Raw genomic sequence first — 19,149 nt, forward strand, 5'->3', positions numbered from 1 at the left:
TCCCGATTCCCGATTCCCGATTCCCGATTCCCGATTCCCGATTCCCGATTCCCGATTCCCGATTCCCGATTCCCGATTCCCGATTCCCGATTCCCGATTCCCGTCCTTTGGCACCCCACTTGCATCACCACACCCATGAGCCCTGAAATCGCCCTGACTGAATTGCGTGGTGGCCTGGTCACCGTCCTGTGGATTGCCGGACCGATGCTGCTGGCGGTGCTGGTGGTCGGTGTCGTCATCGGTGTGGTGCAGGCCGCCACCCAATTGAACGAACCGACCATCGCCTTCGTCGCCAAAGCCGTCGCGTTGACGGCCACCCTGTTTGCCACCGGCAGCATGCTGCTGGGGCATCTGGTGGAGTTCACCATTGCGCTGTTTCAGCGCATTCCGCATCTGATCGGTTAGCGGACGCGATCGGATGGATTCTGCAACCCAGATGGTGATCGATGGCCAGCGCGCGTTTGCGATGGTCGGGGCGATCATGTGGACGATGCTGCGCACCGGCGCGCTGCTGACCGCGATGCCGTTGATCGGTACCCGCGCGGTGCCCGGACGGGTCCGGGTCATGCTGGCCGGTACCTTGTCGATGGTGCTGGCGCCGCTGCTGCCGCCGGTCCCGGAGTGGGACGGCTTCACCGCGCAGGCGGTGCTGAGCGTGGCGCGCGAGCTGGCGGTAGGCGCCAGCATGGGCTTCATGCTCAAGCTGATCTTCGAGGCCGGCGCGTTGGCCGGCGAGCTGGTGTCGCAGTCCACCGGCCTGTCGTTCGCGCAGATGTCCGACCCGTTGCGGGGCGTGACCTCCGGCGTGATCGCACAGTGGTTCTACATCGGATTCGGGCTGCTGTTCTTCGCGGCCAACGGTCACCTGGCGGTGATCGCGCTGCTGGTGGACAGCTACAAGGCCTTGCCGATCGGCACCGCCATCCCCGATGCTTCCGCGTTCGCCGAGGTGGCACCGACGCTGTTCCTGCAGATCCTGCGCGGCGGGCTGACCCTGGCGTTGCCGATGATGGTGGCGATGTTGGCGGTCAACCTCGCATTTGGCGCCTTGGCCAAGGCGGCGCCGGCATTGAATCCGGTGCAGTTGGGCCTGCCGTTGACCGTGCTGCTGGGTCTGTTTCTCCTGTCCAGCTTCGCCAGCGAATTCGCACCGCCGGTGCAGCGCCTGTTCGACACGGCCTTCGATGCCGCCAGAGAATTGACCGCGTAGCGTGCATCTCAAGTTTGTGATCGACAAGCCGTCAATCCCACTGAATCATTGATGCTCACTCGTCTCAGCCACCTACCCATCCTACGGGGACCGATGTTCAAGCTGCATGTGCTGTTCGCCCTTCCTGCGCCGCAGCGCATCGCGTCCTGGGTCTGTCGCTGGCTATTCGTGGTCGCGTTCGCAATGGCGGGCATCGGGAGTACCCGCGCGCAGAGCTACAGCTTCCGCGATTACGCGCAGAGCGATGGTCTGCAAGGCATGAGCATCACCGGATTGGTCGAAGACCGCCGCGGTGCGGTCTGGGTGGCGACCGAACTGGCCTTGCACCGTTTCGAGCGTGATCGCTTCATTCCGGTCGGCCAGGATCAGGGGCTGGATGCGCGCTACACGCGGGCGCTGACGCTGGATCATGCCGGGCGCCTGTGGGTGGCCACCGCCAATGGCGTCTTCGTGCGCAACGGCGAGCAGTTCGTGCAGGTGCTGGATCACGGCAAACGCATCCGTGCCGACGCCGGCAACGTCATCGCGGCGTACCGCACCGGGGTTGCCGTGGTCAGCAACGGCGCGCTGCTGGCACTGACGCCAGCGGCCGACGGCCATTGGCAGGTGCAACCGCTGCCGGTGCGCACCGCCGACGGCAAGCTGCGCGCGCCGGGCACCACGCTGTTGGCCGACGGGCAGTTCCTCTGGGTACCGTGCGATGCCGGGGTCTGTCGCCTGGATGCACGCGGCACGGTGGTCGAAGCGCTGTCCGAAGCCGATGGCGTGCCGGCGCGACGCTGGCGGGTGATCTTCCGCGAACGGGGCGGACGGTTGTGGCTGCGCGGCGGCGGCAAGCTCGTCTCGCGCGACCCCGGCGCCACCCATTTCACCGACCATCCGGCCAATCCGGAAAACAGTTTCAACACCCTGTCCGGCTCGACCACGATGGTGGAAGACGCGCGCGGACGCATGCTGACCCGGTCCGATCACGGCCTGGTGCGCTGGGAAGGCACGCACTGGACCGATATCGGCGCCGACCAGGGCCTGCAGCTGGAAGCTCTGGTCGGCCCGTTGCTGCTGCAAAGCAACGGCACGCTATGGATCGGCACCCGCGGACTGGGCCTGCAGCGGATGCTGGGCTACGGCAACATCGAGCACCTGACCGAAGCGCAAGGCATGCCGCCAGCGCCGACCTGGACCATGCAGCGCCTGCCCGACGGCCTGCTCGCCGTCGGTGCCGACGGTGGCGCCAGCCTGTTGGAGCGGCATGCCACGCATGCGCGGCCATGGCTGCTGGAAGACGGTGCAGTGTTGTCGCAGGCACTGAACATCACCGTGGCGCCCGATGGTGCGGCCTGGGTGTCGTATTACTCAGGTGCCATTGCCCGGCGCGATCCGCTCACCGGGGTGACCCGCAACGTGATGGATTTGCCCAGACCCGGCTACAAATTGCTGTTCGACAAGGTCGGTGCGGTGTGGATCGCGACACCGCGCGGCCTGGTCCGCGGCCAGGCCGCCCCGCCCTATGCACTGGCCCCCGAACCGGCAATGGAAGGCAAGTTCATCGGCGATATCGAGTTTGATCGCCAGGGCCGGCTGTGGGCGGCCACCGGCGATGGCCTGTATCGCCGCGACGGCACTACCTGGGTGAAGATTGCCGTGCGAGGCAGCTTGCCCAGCCAGGACATGCTCCAGATCGACTTCGCGCCCGATGGCGAAATCTGGTTGTCGCTGCGCGACACCGGCCTGTGGCACGGCCGCCTGCAAGCCGACGGCAGCCTGCTGTTGCAGGTGGTGGACGACCCGCTGATTTCCAGAATCATGCCCTTCATCCTGCGCCACGACCGCAAGGGGCGGTTGTGGGTGGGCAGCAGCCAGGGGCTGGATCTGTACCAGAACGGCCATTGGTCGCGGATCACCCGCGCCGAGGGGCTGCTATGGGACGACATGTCGTCCAACGCCTTTCTGGAAGACGACGACGGCAGCATCTGGATCGGCAGCAGCCGGGGGCTCAGCCATCTGCGCGACCCGCAACGGCTGTTCGCCGCGCAACCGCTGCGGGTCGACATCGCCGAGGTCCGGCGTGGTGCCCGGATCGTGCATGCCGGCGCGTCGCTCGCCTGGTCGGAAACGCCGCTGGATATCGAGCTGAGCACGCCGGGCGTGGAAGGCGGCGCCGACCGCATCAGCTTCCGTTACCGGGTCAAGGCCCATCAGGCACGCTGGACCACGTCCTCGCTCAGCCACCTGACCTATCCGCTGCTGCCACCAGGCGACTACACGCTGGAAGTGCAGGCACTGGATGCCTATCAACGCAGTGCCAGCCCGATCGCGCGCTTTCAGTTCGTCATCCGTCCACCGTGGTGGCGCAGCATCGCTGCCCTCGCCGGCTACCTGCTGTTGGCCGTCGCGGCCGTGGTCTTGCTGCTGCGCTGGCGCACGCACAAATTGCTGCGGCGCAAGCGCGAACTGGAACAGTTGATCGCCGAACGCACCGCCGAACTGGAGCAGGACAAGCGCGATCTGGAAGCGGCACGGTCCGAACTCGCGCTCAAGGCCAGCCACGACGAACTGACCGGCTTGCTCAACCGCGCCGGCATCCTGCACGCACTGCGCGGCATGCTCGCACGCGCCGATGCGGTCGCACGGCCGCTGGCCGTGGTGCTGATCGATCTGGATTACTTCAAACTGGTCAACGACCAGCACGGCCATCTGGCCGGCGATGCAGTGCTGGCCGAAGTCGGTCGTCGGCTGGATGCGCTGGTCCGCGGCGACGACCGGATCGGCCGCTACGGCGGCGAAGAACTGCTCGCCTTGCTGCCAGGCCTGGGCTACGAGGCCACGCATCGGTTGGACGCGTTGCATCGCGGTATCTGCGGCGACTACCGCATCGACGGCGGCCTGCTGCAGGTGACCTGTTCGATCGGCGTCGCCTGGTTCCAGCCCGGCCAGACGCTGGAGCAATTGCTCGCCCGTGCCGATGCCGCGTTGTACAGCGCCAAGCGCAACGGCCGCAATCGCATCGACTACGACACCGAGCACCTGGCATCTGCCGGATCCGAGGGCAGCGACAGCTGACTGCGGCCGCCGCTGCCACGGGACAAGAGTGACAAAGCACAGTGGCGGCCAGCATGTACAGCCGGTTTTTCTAAAGAAACCTGACTCAGCAGCCGTTAGTACGTGTATCGCGGCCTAATATCGGGGCTGCCCATGGCAAGCGTGAGACACCGTGCGAAGGCATGGACCCCACGTGGCCGAACGTGGGAGATTGCAACGCCCGTGGGGTGCCAGCATCGCCAATGGAGGTCGTCTGGCCGGCACACACCGTTTGTCGCGGTGCTGTTGCTGGCCTTGCTGTCGCTGGCCGATCTGGCCGGCGCGCAGACCGCGAGCATCCGTCGTTACGCCCACGACCAGGGACTGCTCGGGCTGGCCGGCACCTGCCTGCTGCAGACGCGCGCCACGTTGATATGGGTGTGCACCGAGAGCGGGCTGTATCGCTACAACGGGCGCGTCTTTCAGCAAGTGTCGCTGGATGGCCTGCGCAACGAGCCGATCAGCGCAATGACCGAAGCCGCCGACGGGCGGCTGTGGGTCGCCGGATTTCAGACACTATTCGTGGGCGACGAGCGGGGATTCCGCAAACTGTCGCCGGATGAAGCCGAACATCTGCAGGCAGACCTGTTGCTGGCCAGCCCGTCGTGGGGAACGGTGATGCTCAACGGCGGCACGCTGGAACGCCTGAGCGAGCGCAGCAACGGCCGTTGGCATAGCGAACCGCTGCTGGACACTGCAACGCGTGTACGCGTGCCCGAGCTGTCGCGGGTGCTGAGCCTGTCGGTGGTGGGCGAGACGCTGTGGGTAGGCTGCGAACGCAAGCTGTGCGCCGTCGATGCCCAGCGCAAGGTCCAGGTCTACGGACCGCAACAAGGCGTGCCGGAGGACCGCTGGTACAGCGTGCTGCGCGATCACGACGGCGCACTGTGGGTTCGCGGAACCGGCACCCTGCTCTATCGCGCGCCGGGCGCCACCCAGTTCAGCGTGCGCCCGCTGCCGTTGCTGGATGGCAGCACGGTCGGGCCACAGGCGCCGCTGGTGCTGGATCGGGAAGGCCGCGTACTGGTGCGCCGCAACGATGGCCTGGTGCGCTGGGAAAACGGCCAGTGGCGTACCTTCGGTGCCGACAACGGGCTGCCCCCCGGCAGCAGCGACGCGATCGTGGTGGACCGCGACGGCGATGTCTGGATGACCGTGGACGGCGAAGGCCTGGTGCGTTGGGCCGGCTACGACTGGATAGAGAACTGGGACGCCACCCAAGGCATGCCGGCCGCGCCGACCTGGTCGATCACCCGCGATGCGCAAGGCGCGCTGCTGGTTGGCAACGAGCACGGCCTAGGCCGTCAGGCCGATCCGCGTGGACGCTTCGTTCCTGCCTTGCCCGCTGCCGGAATCCAGGTCGTTGGCATGGTGCGCAGCAACGACGGCAGCCTGTGGACGCTGAATTCGGCCGGATTCCTGCGCCGTACCTGGCCCGACGGCCGCAGCGTCGAGATCGCCAAACTTCCACGCACCGCGCGCCGCGCGTTCATGGACCGCCAGGGGCGGTTGTGGTTGCTCAGTTTCGGCGGCCTGTTCGTGATCGAACGCCCACTGGAAGGCGGCGCGCTGCGAACAGTGACCGACATGCCGGCGATCGCCTATACCGATATCCAGCAGACCGCCGACGGCACCCTGTGGGTAGCCAGCGCCAATGGGCTGTTCCGTCTGCAGGATGAGCAATGGTCGAGGGTGCCGGTGCGGGTCAATGGCGCTGCGGCCGACCCGTGGATCGGCAAATTCCACATCGGCGACAGCGGCGAAGTCTGGATGGCGTTCTACCGACCCGGCCTGTGGCACGGCACGCTGCAGCCCGATGGCCTGGACCTGCAGATCGTCAAAGATGAAGCGCTGCGCGATGTCGGCGTGTACCTGCTGCGCAGCGATAGCGTGGGCCGGGTCTGGGTCGGCCATGCGCGCGGGGTGGAAGTTTACGACGGCGAGCGTTGGGCGCACCTGTCGCAATCGCAGGGGCTGATCTGGGACGACGTGTCCGAATCGGCGTTTGCCGAGGATGCCGATGGCTCGGTGTGGATCGGCACTGCGCGCGGGGTAACGCATCTGCGCGACCCGGGCCGCTTGTTCGACGCGCGCCAGCCCAGCGTGCGCATCGACAGCATCAGCCGCGACGGGGTGCAGGTCGCACCCGGCCAATTGATCGGCTGGAGCGACAAACCGCTGCATATCGAGCTGTCCACACTGGAGGTCTATGACGATCCCAGCCGCCTCACGGTGCGGTATCGCCTGCTCGGGCTCCACGACGAATGGATCCAGAGCGATAACCTGTCGATCGACCAGCCGCCGCTGCCGTCCGGTCACTTCCGCCTGCAGGTACAGGTGCTGGACCGCTATCGGCGCACTGCCTCGGCGGTCACCGAGTTGCCCTTCGCAGTGGCACCGTTATGGTGGCGTAGCCCCCCGGCCATCGCGCTCTACTTGCTGATCGGCAGCGGCCTGCTGGTCGGATTGTGGCGCTGGCGCACCCGACACCTGGTGGCACGCGGACGCATGTTGACCGCGCTGGTCGCCGAGCGCACCCATCAACTGGAACGCGAAAAACGCGATCTGGAAAGCGCCCGCGCAGCGCTGGCGCTGAAGGCCAGCCACGATGCCCTCACCGGCTTGCTCAACCGCTCCGGCGTGCTCGAAGCGATGGCCGAGGAACTGGAGGCCTGCGCCCACGGCCAACACCCGCTGGCGGTGGTGCTGATCGACCTGGATCATTTCAAGCTGGTCAACGACGAGCACGGCCATCTGGTCGGCGACGCGGTGCTGGCCATGGTCGGCGCGCGCCTGACCGCCTGCCTGCGCGATTCGGACAAGGTAGGCCGGTACGGCGGCGAAGAACTGCTGCTGTTGCTGCCGGGCATGACCCGACAGAGCCAGCATCGCCTGCGCGCCATCCACCAGACCATCAGCCTGGCCCCGTACGAGGTCGGCGCCGCGTGCGCGCTGCAGGTGACCTGCTCGATCGGGGTGGCCTGGTTCCGTCTCGGCGACACCGACGCCACCTTGCTGGCGCGCGCGGACGAGGCCTTGTATCGGGCCAAGCACTACGGGCGCAACCGCATCGAACCGGAAGAACCGCAGTCCTCGGTGGCCTGACTGCACGCACGCCCTGAGGCCGCGCTGTCGCCGCCCTGGCCAGCCAATGCGGGGTCGCCCGCGCGATAACTGGAACGTGGCTTGCATCAGACAGGGCTGACCAGTCACCGGCACCTCCATGTCCGAGTCCGAAGACGGCGGCGAACGCACAGAGCTTCCCACCGAAAAACGCCTGCGCGAAGCCCGCGAACAGGGCAACATCCCGCAATCGCGCGAGTTGTCCACCGCCGCGGTCTTCGGTGCCGGCGTGTTCGCGCTGATGGCCCTGGCGCGCAGCATCGGCGATGGCGCCAGTGTCTGGATGAAGACCGCGCTCAGCCCGGACCCGAAAATGCGTGAAAACCCGATGGCGCTGTTCGGTCATTTCGGCGACCTGCTGCTGCAACTGCTGTGGGTGATGGTGCCGCTGGTCGGGATCTGCCTGGCCGCCGGGCTGGCCGGTCCGCTGCTGATGAGCGGCCTGCATTTTTCCAGCAAGGCGATCATGCCCGACCTCAACAAGCTCAACCCGGCCAACGGGCTCAAGCGCATGTGGGGCAGCAACAGCCTGGCCGAGCTGGTCAAGTCGGTGCTGCGGCTGCTGTTCGTCGGCCTGGCCGCCAGCCTGTGCATCTCCAAGGGCCTGCACGGGCTGCGCTCGCTGGTGAACCAGCCGCTGGAGCAGGCCGTCGGCAACGGCCTGGACTTCACCAAGAGCCTGCTGTTCTACACCGCAGGCGCCTTGGTGCTGCTGGCCGCCATCGACGCGCCATACCAGAAGTGGAACTGGATGCGGAAGCTCAAGATGACCCGCGAAGAGATCAAGCGCGAGATGAAGGAAAGCGAGGGCAGCCCGGAAGTGAAGGGCCGCATCCGCCAGATGCAGATGCAGATGTCGCAGCGCCAGATGATGGAAGCGGTGCCCAAGGCCGACGTGGTGCTGATGAATCCGACTCACTACGCGGTCGCGCTCAAGTACGAGGGCGGCAAGATGCGCGCCCCGATCGTGGTGGCCAAGGGCGTGGACGAAATGGCCTTCCGCATCCGCGAAGTCTGCGAACAACACCGGGTGGCGATCGTCACCGCCCCGCCTTTGGCACGCGCCTTGTATAGAGAAGCTCAAATTGGCAAGGAAATTCCCGTGAGACTCTATTCGGTCGTGGCCCAGGTGCTGTCCTACGTCTACCAGCTGCGCGGCTGGAATGGCGGCCCGATGCCGGAATTGCCTTCCCTGGAAGTGGATGAGTTCGGCAAGGGAGCCAGCGCATGAGCGCCCAACCCGCCCCGCTGAATGCCCGTCGCGTGATGGAGTTGCTGCGCAACGGCCTGGGCGCCCCGCTGGCGCTGATGGCCATGCTGGCCATGCTGATGGTGCCGCTGGCCGCACCGGTGCTGGACGCCTTGTTCACCTTCAACATCGCCATCTCGCTGATGGTGCTGCTGGCGGTGATCTACGTGCAGCGCCCGCTGGAATTCACCATCTTCCCGATCGTGCTGTTGATGACCACGATGCTGCGGCTGGCGCTCAACGTCGCCTCCAGCCGCGTGATCCTGATCAATGGCCAGGACGGCCACGCCGCAGCCGGCAAGGTCATCGAAGCCTTCGGCCAGTTCGTCATCGGCGGCAACTACGCCGTGGGTATCGTGGTGTTCGCGATCCTGACCATCATCAACTTCGTGGTCATCACCAAGGGTGCCGGGCGCGTGTCGGAAGTGACCGCGCGCTTCATCCTGGACGCCATGCCCGGCAAGCAGATGGCCATCGACGCCGACCTCAACGCCGGTTTGCTGACGCGCGAGGAAGCCAAGGCCCGCCGCGAAGAAGTGCGCGAGGAAGCCGACTTCTACGGCGCGATGGACGGCGCCAACAAGTTCATCCGTGGCGACGCCATCGCCGCCATCATGATCCTGTTCATCAACCTCATCGGCGGCATGGCGGTGGGCATGTTCCAGCACGACATGAGCTTTGTGGATGCCGCCTCCACCTACACCCTGCTGTCGATCGGTGACGGTTTGGTGGCGCAGCTGCCGGCCTTGCTGGTGTCGTCCTCGGTGGCCTTGCTGGTCACCCGCGCCTCGCGGGCGCAGGACATGCGCGGGGCGATGATCAGCCAGGTGTTCGGCCAGCACCGCGCGTTGGCGGTGGCTGCGGCCATCCTGGGCCTGGTCGGCCTGGTGCCGGGCATGCCGAACGTCGCGTTTTTGACGCTCGGCCTGATCCTGGGCGTGATCGCCTGGAAAATGTACAAGCGCAGCCTGGTCATCCCGCCGACCGGCGACCCGGCCACCGATCCCAAGGCCGCTGCGGCAGCCACTGCCGCCCAGGCCAGTTCGGAACTGAGCTGGGACGAGCTGCGCCCGATCGACCCACTGGGCCTGGAAGTGGGCTACCGGCTGATCCCGCTGGTGGACAAGAACCAGGGCGGCGAACTGATGGCGCGCATCAAGGGCGTGCGTCGCAAGCTCACCCAGGACATCGGCTTCCTGGTCCCGCCGGTGCACATCCGCGACAACCTGGAGCTGTCGGCCAACGCCTACCGCCTGCTGGTGCACGGCGTGCCGGTGGCCACCGCCGAGATCTACCCCGACCGCGAACTGGCGCTGGACCCGGGCGGTGCGCTCGGCCAGCTGGACGGCATTCCCGGCAAGGACCCGGCGTTCGGCCTGGACGCCACCTGGATCCAGCCGCATCAGCGCTCCTACGCCGAATCGATGGGCTACACCGTGGTCGACCCGGCCACCGTGGTCGCCACCCATCTGTCGCACCTGATCCGAGAACACGCCCCGGAACTGCTCGGCCACGAAGAAGTGCAGCAGTTGCTGGCCACCCTGGCCAAGACCGCGCCGAAGATGGTCGAAGACCTCACGCCCAAGGCGCTGCCGCTGTCGGTGGTGGTACGCGTGCTGCAGAACCTGCTGATCGAGCGGATTCCGGTGCGCCAGCTGCGCAAGATCGTCGAAGCACTGGTCGAACACGCCCCGCACAGCCAGGACCCCGCCACCCTCACCGCCGCAGTGCGCACCTCGCTGGGCCGCTTCATCGTGCAGGAAATCGCCGGCATGTCCGCCGAACTGCCGGTCTACACGCTGGCCCCGCAGCTGGAGCGCGTGCTGCAGGAATCCACCCACGGCAACGGCGTGGCGCTGGAGCCGGGGCTGGCCGAGCGTCTGCACCAGAGCCTGGCCGACTGCGTCGGCAAGCAGGAAGCCCGCAACGAACCGGCCGTGGTGCTGGTACCCGGCCAGGTCCGCGCCGCGCTGGCCCGTCTGGTCCGCCACAGCGTGCCGACCCTGTCGGTGCTGGCCTATAGCGAAGTACCGGAAGACAAGCGCCTGAAATTGGTCGGCACGATCAGCTAAACGTCACCCAGCCAACGCTGCTCGGCGGCACTCTGGCAACACGGCAACGCCAGCCCGTCATCCAGATGAGGCCAGCCAGCACTCCGCGCAACACGCGCCGGCATTTCGCCCTTCCCCCGCCGACGGGGGAAGGTGCCCGCAAGGCGGATGGGGGCAGCGCGATCGGCCGTACCCTCACCCCAACCCTCTCCCGCAGGCGGGAGAGGGGGCCGATTACGTGGCGGTGCCTACTGCCCCAGGCCGGCGCTGTCCGCATGGGAAGAGAGCTCGCAATGCGGTAGTGCTTGAATGAAGTGCTTGAGTGACGCGCGAGTGGTTGGACGTCGATGGACCGAGTGGTTCGACGTCGATGGACCAGGCTCCGGCTACCTGCATGGAGGCAACTGTAAAAGACCTCGCGACGCCGATTCCTTCCGCCCAACACCAGACAGCACTCCGCCCTACACAAGCCGGCGTTCTGCCCTACACCAGCCGGCGCTCCACCCTTCCCCCGCCTGCGGGGGAAGGTGCCCGCAGGGCGGATGGGGGCAGCACACAAACCCACCCACCCCAGAACGGCGGCCCGACCAACGAAACAACGCCAGCCAAGCACTCCGCACTACACCAGACAGCACTCCGCCCTACACCAGCCGGCGCTCCGCCCTTCCCCCGCCTGCGGGGGAAGGTGCCCGCAGGGCGGATGGGGGCAGCGAACGGACCCCACCGCCGCAAAATCGGCCGCGGGTAACCGCCATCCACCAGCTGCAGCCCGCAGCGCCGGAAAGCCGCCACCGGGCCGACCATCCAATCGATTGCACGACGTCGGCGGCTCGCAGGCTCTCAGAGAACCTCACCGCAAGAGCCACGGACAGGCGCCACAACGCGCCGCACCGCACCGCCCTTCGGGAAAAAGCCAATCAATCCATCGACTTGGCCTCATGCAACAACGCCGACAGCACGGCCAACGCGCCATCCCGACCCTGCAACTTCCTGCGCCGGAAACCCAGCACCGCGTTTTGGCATGCCGCGTGCATTAGCTCTGGCGAGACCGCACACAGCTTGATCGGTGCGGGGCGCGCAGCAGGACTTGGAACAACCGAACGGGACAGGCAACTCATGACGCTGGCAACACACCCACATTTTTCACGTACCCGTCCGGCGTCCGGCGGGTCCCGTTCCTGGAGGCACTTCGCATGAAAATCAAACGCTTCGTTGCCCCGGACATGCGCACCGCATTCCGCATGGTGCGTGAAGAGCACGGCCCGGATGCGGTGATCCTGTCCAACCGCCGCACCGCCGACGGCATCGAGATCGTCGCTGCCAGCAATTACGACGAAGAACTCGTGCAGCGCGCCCTGGAAACCGCGCGCTCCGAACCGCCGGTCACTGCGCCGGCCCAGATGCACCAGGCGCCTGCAGCGCAAGCCACCTCCGCCCCCGTACACGCCCCGCTCAAGCCGGCTGCCGATGCCGGCATGCGTCAACGCGTTGCCAGTGCCGCCGACGACATGATCGCCGCCATGGCGCTGCGCCAGCCGGTCAACGTGGTGCGGCAGGCGCCAGCAGCTGCGCCGATGCGCAGCGCCGCACCCTCGCCCACCGCGCAGGCATTGGCCAACGCGGTGGCCGCATCCGCCGCGCCGCGCCAGCAACACGCGCTGTCGGCAATCCCGGAACAGGTCTTCGCCGACTTTCTGACCACCGCCCCGGTGCAGCGCGCTTCCTTGGAAGCGGCTGCGGCACCGACACCGGTCATGGCTGCGGCCATGACCGCACCCGTCGCTGTCGCTGTTGCCGGCTACGGCCAGGACGACGACGCGCTGGCCGACGAGGCCGATTTCGATCTGGACGACGCCCTGCCGCAAATCCTGCCGCCGGCCGCCTTGCCGCCGCTGGTGGTCGCACCGGTGGCCCTGGCCGCCGTGCCGGTCGCCGCCGCCCCGGCGACGCAGAACGACGCAGAACTCAAGCAGCTACGCGGCGAACTGGCGCTGATGCGGCAGATGATCGAGCGCGAAATGAACCGCCTCACCGACGAGCGCCTGCGTGGCTCGCCGGTGCGTGCGCAGGCCCTGGAGTTGATGGACGACTACGGCTTCGACGCCGGTCTGACCCGCGACATCGCCATGCAGATCCCCGCCGACACCGAATTGCACCGCGGCCGCGGCCTGATGCTGGGCTTGTTGTCCAAGCGCCTGCCGGTGGCCCCGATCGACCCGCTGGAACGCGGCGGCGTGATCGCCCTGGTCGGCCCGACCGGCGCCGGCAAGACCACCACCATTGCCAAGCTGGCGCAGCGCTTCGCCGCCCAGCACGCCCCGCGCGACGTGGCCCTGGTCACCACCGACACCTTGCGCGTCGGTGGCCGCGAGCAGCTGCACAGCTACGGCCGCCAGCTCGGCATCGCGGTGCACGAAGCCGACAGCGCCGAAAGCCTGCTCGCGCTGCTGGATCGCCTGCGCGACTACAAGCTGGTGCTGATCGATACCGCCGGCATGGGCCAGCGCGACCGCGCCCTGGCCGCCCAGCTGAACTGGCTGCGCGCCGCCCAGCAAGTCACCTCGCTGCTGGTGCTGCCCGCCAACTCCCATTTTTCAGACCTCGACGAGGTCGTGCGCCGCTTCGCCCACGCCAAGCCCCAAGGCGTGGTGCTGACCAAACTCGACGAGACCGGCCGCTTCGGCAGCGCCTTGTCGGTGGTGGTCGACCACCAAATGCCCATCACCTGGGTGACTGACGGACAGCGGGTCCCTGACGACCTGCACCGCGCCAATGCCGCCAGTCTCGTTCTTCGCCTTGAAGATTTACGGCGCGCTGCCGATAAGCCCTGTACTCCGGAGCACAACCATGCAGTCGCGTGAATACGCAAAGCTGACCAACGCCTTCCCCCTGTCGGCGACCCGTCCCGAGCCCTTGGGCCCGGTGCGCACCATTGCCGTGACCGGTGGCAAGGGCGGCGTGGGTAAAACCAACATCTCCGCCAACCTGGCCGTGGCGCTTGCCGACATGGGCAAGCGCACCCTGCTGCTGGACGCCGACCTTGGCCTGGCCAACCTGGATGTGGTCCTGGGACTCTCGCCCAAGTACACCCTGGCCGACCTGATCGCCGGCCGCTGCACGCTCGATGAAGTGATCATCGAAGGTCCGGGTGGCGTGCTGGTGGTGCCGGCCGCCTCCGGTCGCCGCCACATGGCGGAACTGGCCCCGGCCCAGCACATCGGCCTGGTCAACGTGTTCTCCGAACTGGAACGCGACCTGGACGTGATGGTCATCGACACCGCCGCCGGCATCACCGACAGCGTGCTGACCTTCTGCCAGGCCGCCCAGGACACCGTGGTGGTGGTCTGCGACGAACCGGCCTCGATCACCGACGCCTACGCGCTGATCAAGGTGCTCTCGCGCGAACGCGGCGTGGACCGCCTGCAGATCATCGCCAACATGGTGCGCGACCCCAACGAAGGCCGCCTGCTGTACGACAAGCTGTCGCGGGTCTGCGAGAAATTCCTCGGCGACGTGTCGCTGAACTACCTCGGCCACGTGCCGCAGGACGACTGGTTGCGCCTGTCGGTGCAGCGCCAGCAACCCGTCATCAAGGCTTACCCCGCCAGTCCGTCGGCGCAGGCCATTGCAGAAATCGCTCGCCGTACCTCGCGCTGGCAGGCCCCCACGGTGCCGCGCGGCAACGTCGAGTTTTTCGTCGAACGCATCATCCAACGGGGAGTGGCCGCATGAGTACCGCCACCGCAACGACCGCCACCGCGCAGTACCGTGCCGTGCAGCGCAACAACGCCAACGACATCGTCACCCAGCATGCCGATCTGGTCCGCCGCATTGCCCACCATCTGGCCGCGCGCCTGCCGGCGAGCGTGGAAGTGGACGATCTGATCCAGGCCGGCATGATCGGCCTGATCGAAGCCTCGCGCAGCTACGATTCCGACCAGGGCGCCTCGTTCGAAACCTATGCCTCGATCCGCATCCGCGGCTCGATGATCGACGAGATCCGCCGTGGCGACTGGGTGCCGCGTTCAGTCCACCGCCGTGCCCGCGACGCCGCCGCCGCCGTGCGCAAGATCGAGCAGAACACCGGCCGCGCCGCCGCTGCCACCGAAGTGGCCGCCGCGATGGAAATGCCGCTACCCGATTACTTGCGTCTGATGGAAGATGCCGCACGCGGCCAGGTGCTGAGCCTGGAGTCGCGGATCGAGGACCACGGCGAGCTGGACACCACCGCCAAGGGTGGTCCCAATCCGCAGCAGATGATGGAGCGTGGCGAATTCGGCCGCGAGCTGGGCAAGGCCATCGGCCAGTTGCCCGAGCGCGAGCAGTTGGTGCTGTCGCTGTATTACGAGCAGGAATTGAATCTGAAGGAAATCGGCGCCGTGCTCGGTGTCAGCGAATCGCGCGTCTGCCAGATCCACGGCCAGGCGGTGGTGCGTCTGCGCGGCCGCCTCAAGGTCTTCGAACTGGCCGATGCCGGTGTCGAAATTGACGAATAATTTTTTCGCGTATTTTTTAGTGTTAGGAGCTTGATGTGAACAAGAACATGCGGATTTTGATCGTGGACGACTTCTCGACGATGCGACGTATCGTCAAGAATCTGTTGGGCGATCTCGGCTTCACCAATACCGCAGAGGCCGAAGACGGCAACAGCGCATTGGCTGCGTTGCGTGCCGGCCCGTTCGATTTCGTGGTCACCGACTGGAACATGCCCGGCATGACCGGCATCGACCTGCTGCGCAACATCCGCGCCGACGCCAAGCTCAAGCACCTGCCGGTGATGATGGTGACCGCCGAAGCCAAGCGCGAGCAGATCATCGAAGCGGCCCAGTGCGGCGTGAATGGCTACATCATCAAGCCGTTCACCGCGCAGACGCTGGAAGAAAAGCTGGGCAAGGTGTTCGAACGTCTGGCGGCGACCGCCTGATGAACGCCACCGTGGATACCAACGCAGAACGCGCCGCATTGATCGACCGCCTGCAGGGCGCGCTCGATGCACTGGAAAGCGGTGACGAAGCCGCCTGGAAGCGCGAGGTGGATCACCTCGCCGCCTTGCGTACCCGTCCGATGATGCAGGGCCTGAGCCGGCTCGCCCGCGAACTCGGTCAGGCGCTGGGCGAATTGCCCACCGTGCCTGACGAAGCCGGCGAACTGGACGATGCGTGTTCGCGCCTGGACCACGTGGTGGAAATGACCGAAAAGGCCAGCCATCGCACGCTGGATCTGGTCGAGGAATGCCGCGAGCTGGCCAACCAACTGCGCGACGGCGGCCTCAATCAGGACCAGGGCGCGCTGATGGACAAGATGCGCCACAACCTGACCGAGCTGTCGCTGGCGCAGAGCTACCAGGACCTGAGCGGCCAGATCATCCGGCGCGTGGCCGGGATCGTGCGGCGCGTGCATGAAGGCTTCGGTGCGCTCGGCCTGCCGCCGAAGAACACCGAGCCGAAGAAAGACGACGGCGGTCTTGCCGGTCCTGCAGTCAAGGGCCTGGACCGTCACGCGGTGTCGCAGGACGACGCCGACGACCTGCTGTCCGGATTGGGGTTGTAACCATGAGTGCTGTTCCAGACGATATTGCTGCCGATTTCATCGTCGAGGCCCAGGAAATCCTGGATCGCCTCGGCGAACAGCTGGTGTCGCTGGAACAGGCACCCGGCGAAGCGGACCAGCTCAACGCGGTGTTCCGCGGCTTCCATACGCTCAAGGGCGGCGCCGGCTTTCTGGCGATCAAGCCCATGGTGGAGCTGTGCCATGCCGCTGAGGAAACCCTCGGCATGGCGCGCTCCGGCCAGGCGGTGCTGCAGGCGCATCACTTCGATGCCGCGCAGCAGTCGCTGGATTATCTGCAGGCGATGCTGGATGCGATGGGTTCCGGTGAGCCGGTACCGCACGCGCCGCCCTCGCTGATCGCGCAGTTCGATGCCAAGAGCGGGCCGCCAGCAGTCAAGGCCGCTCCCAAGGCGGCAGTCGCCGCCGCGGCGGCGCACGACGACGGCCATGCACCGGCAGCGCCCGGCGCCAAGGCCGCGCCGAAAGCCGCTGCCAAGGCTGGCGCCGAAGCCGAACAAACCGTGCGCGTGGACACCAAGCGCCTGGACGCCATCGTCAACCTGATCGGCGAGCTGGTGCTGTCGCGCAATCGCTTGAAGACCCTGCGCACCCGCCTGCGCGACGAAGAACTCGATCGCGCGGTCAGCACGCTGGATATCGCCACCGCCCGTCTGCAGACCGCCGTCATGCGTACCCGCATGCAGCCGGTCAGCAAGGTGTTTTCGCGCTTCCCCAAGGTGGCCCGCGACGTCGCGCGCACGCTGTCCAAGGAAGTGGAGCTGGAGCTGATCGGCGCCGAGACGGAACTGGACCGCAATCTGGTCGAAGCGCTGGCCGACCCGCTGGTGCATCTGGTGCGCAACGCCATCGACCACGGCATCGAATCGCCTGCCCTGCGCGAAGCCACCGGCAAACCGCGCAGCGGTCATGTGCGCCTGTCCGCGCAGCAGGAAGGCGACTACGTCAGCATCGAAATCCAGGACGACGGCGCCGGCATCGACCCCGAACGCCTGCGCGAAATCGCCCGCAACAAAGGCCTGATCGACGCCGAAGCCGCCGCCCGCCTGAGCACCGACGAGTGCCTGCATCTGATCTTCATGCCGGGCTTCTCGACCAAGGCCGAGGTCACCGACATCTCCGGCCGTGGTGTCGGCATGGACGTGGTGCAGTCGCGCATCCGCGAATTGAGCGGGCAGATCCAGATCCAGTCCGAACTGGGCCGCGGCAGCCGTTTCATGATCCGCGTGCCGCTGACGCTGGCGATCCTGCCGACCTTGCTGGTGCAGGCCGGCGAAGCGGTCTACGCCCTGCCGCTGGCCCGCGTGGTCGAAGTGCTGCACGCACCGCAGACCTCGCTGGGCTGGTTCGACGGCCGCGCCGTGCTCGACCGCCGCTCGCACACCCTGCCGCTGATCGACCTGCGCCGCTGGCTCGGCGTACCGGCAGAACAACCGCCGCTGCTGACCGTGGTGCTGCTGCAGGCCGGCGAAACCCGCTTCGGCCTGGTGGTGGACCAGGTCCGCGGCCGCGAGGAAGTGGTGATCAAGCCCCTGCCCCGCGCCCTACGCGGCCTGCCCGGCTACGCCGGCGCCACCCTCATCGGCGACGGCCGCATGGCGCTGATCCTGGATGTGGATGGGTTGCGCTCCAGCGATCATTGATTGTTCGGGATTCGGGATTCGGGAATCGGGAATCGTTAAGGCGATCCTGGTTGCCTGATCTAACGCCAACGGCCGCGTACTGCGGCCGTTGGCGTTTCACTACCAGCATCGCTGCCGATCTATGCCGCTACGCGCGCCGGCATGGGCGCGATGGTTTGGCGACGGTCAGGCTGCCGTGAAACTGAACCTGGAACCGTTATTTCAGAACCGTTACTTCACTAGCCCTCACACCATCCGGTGTTGAGGCGCAATCGACTGCTCTCGCTGTTGCTCCTGCTGCTGGGATTGCTGTTGGCGCCGAGTTTCGCCCAAGGCCTGTAATTGCGCCAAGGATTGCTCGACGGGCTGCGCAATCGCATCACTCGTCTTCATATGCGCCATCTTGTGAGCGGGATCGTTCAACGCACCTTCCACAACGAAGACGTTCTCGCCCTGCCGCACGGACTTGGTGTTCTCGCTCAGCACGACATGATCGATTCGCGACAGCCCGTTCTCTTTGGCTAAATACGCGCTGCTTGCTGCCAGCCGTGCGCTGTTGTCGTCGTACTCGCGGCCGAGTCCTTGCTCAAGGCGGCGAATGGCATCTTCTGCCTGCTGGTGCAATGGATCGTGCGGCTGTGGATGCACAGCCATTGCATTGGCTCCACCCGGGGATACCTGATTCCCAGGTAGCTGCACCTCTCCTATCGCTTTTTGCCACCACAGCTGATCGGGCTTAGGGTTGCTGTGCTCCTTATTCAACCCGCTGTTAGGCATGGGGGCATGAATGCTCTTGATCTCGTCAATATTCCCTACCGGCTTGAGCGCACCCTCAAAGTCCTTGTCGATCCCCTGTTTTGTCGTACGATGCAGCCCGGCATAGTTCAGCGCGCCCCACGTGAAGTCGATGCAGCTATTGGAAGCACCACCTTACTCCATATCGAAACCATGTTTTGCAGGCGACTTGCCGAACTCTTTTAGCTTCTCATACTGCGACTGATCAATCTCCATCGTGCGCGAGTAATAAGGATCTTTATAGTTTCTGACGTCATCCTTAAATACCTTTCCCGGCCCACTAGACTCGCCATGCTCTGAGGGAGCAAACCCGTAGCTGTTAATTTCCTTGCCATCACTGACTGTGTAGTACATGTGTCCGGCCATGGAGTTGCCGCCGGTGATCAAAGGCGGAGTGCCGGCCGCAGCGACGTAGACAGTGACGGTGTAGCGCTTGTCGTGATCATCCATGTC

General features: G+C 66.2%; 12 protein-coding genes and 1 pseudogene. 12 read left to right on the forward strand and 1 reads right to left on the reverse strand.

Translation table 11 applies throughout. The annotated features are described in order from the left end of the window. Positions 1–135 precede the first annotated feature (135 nt). The 12 genes from GGR62_RS14605 (at position 136) to GGR62_RS14660 (ending at position 17,922) form a co-directional block, all read left to right on the forward strand. Entirely contained in the window at positions 136–405 is a 270-nt protein-coding gene (locus GGR62_RS14605; protein WP_005917968.1) for a flagellar biosynthetic protein FliQ, read from the forward strand. 13 nt (positions 406–418) lie between these two features. Next, entirely contained in the window at positions 419–1,210 is a 792-nt protein-coding gene (fliR, locus tag GGR62_RS14610) for a flagellar biosynthetic protein FliR (protein ID WP_184408594.1), read from the forward strand. A 93-nt stretch (positions 1,211–1,303) separates the two neighbouring features. Then, positions 1,304–4,270 carry a ligand-binding sensor domain-containing diguanylate cyclase gene (locus tag GGR62_RS14615; protein ID WP_184408595.1) on the forward strand — a complete coding sequence of 989 codons (2,967 nt, stop codon included), beginning with the start codon at positions 1,304–1,306 and terminating at the stop codon, positions 4,268–4,270. Between the two features lie 201 nt (positions 4,271–4,471). After that, complete coding sequence (locus tag GGR62_RS14620; protein ID WP_184408596.1) at positions 4,472–7,393, forward strand: ligand-binding sensor domain-containing diguanylate cyclase; 2,922 nt, start codon at positions 4,472–4,474, stop codon at positions 7,391–7,393. A gap of 118 nt (positions 7,394–7,511) precedes the next feature. Continuing rightward, on the forward strand, positions 7,512–8,642 hold the full coding sequence (gene flhB, locus GGR62_RS14625; RefSeq protein WP_184408597.1) for a flagellar biosynthesis protein FlhB: 1,131 nt from the start codon (positions 7,512–7,514) through the stop codon (positions 8,640–8,642). After that, a complete protein-coding gene (flhA, locus tag GGR62_RS14630) occupies positions 8,639–10,732 on the forward strand; it encodes a flagellar biosynthesis protein FlhA (protein ID WP_184408598.1) in 2,094 nt (697 codons plus the stop codon). The genes flhB and flhA overlap by 4 nt, the downstream gene beginning before the upstream one ends. Positions 10,733–11,904: 1,172 nt before the next feature. After that, positions 11,905–13,572, forward strand: a complete 1,668-nt coding sequence (gene flhF, locus GGR62_RS14635; RefSeq protein WP_184408599.1) for a flagellar biosynthesis protein FlhF — start codon at positions 11,905–11,907, stop codon at positions 13,570–13,572. After that, positions 13,559–14,443 carry a MinD/ParA family protein gene (locus GGR62_RS14640; RefSeq protein WP_010374294.1) on the forward strand — a complete coding sequence of 295 codons (885 nt, stop codon included), beginning with the start codon at positions 13,559–13,561 and terminating at the stop codon, positions 14,441–14,443. The genes flhF and GGR62_RS14640 overlap by 14 nt, the downstream gene beginning before the upstream one ends. Next, the gene (locus GGR62_RS14645; protein WP_184408600.1) at positions 14,440–15,207 is read left to right on the forward strand and encodes an RNA polymerase sigma factor FliA; all 768 of its coding nucleotides are present in this window, start codon (positions 14,440–14,442) and stop codon (positions 15,205–15,207) included. The genes GGR62_RS14640 and GGR62_RS14645 overlap by 4 nt, the downstream gene beginning before the upstream one ends. Before the next feature lie 35 nt (positions 15,208–15,242). Next, positions 15,243–15,635: a chemotaxis response regulator CheY gene (gene cheY / locus GGR62_RS14650; protein ID WP_002813536.1), complete on the forward strand. Its 393-nt coding sequence runs from the start codon at positions 15,243–15,245 to the stop codon at positions 15,633–15,635. Beyond that, the gene (locus tag GGR62_RS14655) at positions 15,635–16,261 is read left to right on the forward strand and encodes a protein phosphatase CheZ (RefSeq protein ID WP_184408601.1); all 627 of its coding nucleotides are present in this window, start codon (positions 15,635–15,637) and stop codon (positions 16,259–16,261) included. The genes cheY and GGR62_RS14655 overlap by 1 nt, the downstream gene beginning before the upstream one ends. A gap of 2 nt (positions 16,262–16,263) precedes the next feature. Further along, complete coding sequence (locus GGR62_RS14660; protein ID WP_184408602.1) at positions 16,264–17,922, forward strand: chemotaxis protein CheA; 1,659 nt, start codon at positions 16,264–16,266, stop codon at positions 17,920–17,922. A 225-nt stretch (positions 17,923–18,147) separates the two neighbouring features. On the opposite strand, the pseudogene GGR62_RS21285 reads toward GGR62_RS14660, so the two are convergent. Continuing rightward, positions 18,148–19,050 (reverse strand): annotated as a pseudogene (locus tag GGR62_RS21285) (XVIPCD domain-containing protein). Between the last annotated feature and the right edge of the window lie 99 nt (positions 19,051–19,149).

It is taken from the genome of Xanthomonas sp. 3075 (genome assembly GCF_014197275.1).
Taxonomy (GTDB): domain Bacteria; phylum Pseudomonadota; class Gammaproteobacteria; order Xanthomonadales; family Xanthomonadaceae; genus Xanthomonas; species Xanthomonas campestris_B.